The sequence below is a fragment of the Marinobacter halodurans genome, assembly GCF_004327985.1.
Taxonomy (GTDB): Bacteria; Pseudomonadota; Gammaproteobacteria; order Pseudomonadales; family Oleiphilaceae; genus Marinobacter_A; species Marinobacter_A halodurans.
This window is the reverse complement of the sequence record NZ_SJDL01000129.1, coordinates 1-1238: the sequence shown is the minus strand read 5'-3', so window position 1 is coordinate 1238 and position 1238 is coordinate 1. Positions and strand designations below refer to the sequence as shown.

Genomic DNA, 1238 nt, shown 5'->3' with positions numbered 1-1238 from the left:
TGTAGTGGTCAACTAATCCCGGACAGTATTTTAAGGTTTTCCTCAGCTGCAACGGGCGGAATGCCATCGTTGAATGTGTGAGGTCGCTGCCGGTTGTAATAGTCCATCAGATAGCCACCAACATCTTTTTTGGCCTCAGGCAGATTCCGATATCCCATGGCCGGTATCCACTCAGATTTCAGACTCCGGAACAGCCTCTCCATCGGTGCGTTGTCCCAGCAGTTGCCACGTCGGCTCATGCTTTGTGTCATTCGATAGCGCCAGAGCCGCTGACGGAACTTACGGCTGGCGTACTGACTGCCCTGGTCCGAGTGGAACATGACTTTCTCCGGTCGACCACGCTGTTCCCAGGCGTGGTCCAGAGCTTTGACAACCAGGTCGGCATCGGGACTGGATGACATGGCCCAACCAACAACCCGGCGGGCATACAGATCCAGCACCACAGCCAGATAACTCCATCGCTGGCCGCTCCAGATGTAAGTGATATCACCGCACCAGACCTCGTTAGGCCGCTCTGCTGCAAACTCACGATCCAGATGGTTCGGGATATCCGGTCGCTCAACGGTCGCCTGCTTGTAGGCGTGAGGCCCCGGCTGCTTACAGATCAGCCCCAGCTCACTCATCAATCGTCGAACTTTGAAGCGCCCGATGACAACGCCGTCGTCATTAAGCATGCCCTTGATCGTTCTACTGCCGGCAGAGCTGCGGCTCTTGGTAAATAGACGGTTTACCTGAGCCTTCAGAGCCAGACGCTCAACATCCACGTGCTTTCGCCGTTGGCAGTACTCGTAATAGCTGGAACGGCTGATATCAAACGCATTGCAGACCATTTCAACAGGCATTTGCTCACTCAACTGGTCTATCAGCGCGTACGATTCACGTCGTCCGACATCAAGAGAGCGGTAGCCTTTTTTAGTATGTCTTTCTCCTGTTCAAGGCGTTTGCAGCGGGCTTCCAGCTCCTGAATCCGGCGCTGCTCCGGGGTCAAGGCTTTGCCTTTCGGGGTTATACCCCCACGCTCATCCGTCAGTTGCTGAACCCAGCGTCGGAGGGGGCTTTCTCCCACCCCCAGCGACGTACTCGCCTGGGCGATGGTGTAACCTTGGTCCAGCACCAGGCTGGCTGCTTCCTGCTTGAACTCAGGAGTAAAGGAACGTCGTTTTCTGGTCATCAGACACCTCGTTTATGGTGGCGATCTTACCACCTACGTTGGTGTCCGGAATCATTGGACCACTACA

Annotated in this window: 1 protein-coding gene; it reads right to left on the bottom strand. The window is 55.4% G+C overall.

Going from position 1 to position 1238, the window contains the following annotated elements; genetic code table 11:
* Positions 1-8 precede the first annotated feature (8 nt).
* Positions 9-1171 (bottom strand): IS3 family transposase gene (locus tag EZI54_RS23720; RefSeq protein ID WP_131484314.1). Its coding sequence is split into 2 segments (ribosomal slippage): positions 9-916 and positions 916-1171, totalling 1164 coding nucleotides; the frame shifts between segments, so codons are not numbered across the junction.
* Positions 1172-1238 lie beyond the last annotated feature (67 nt).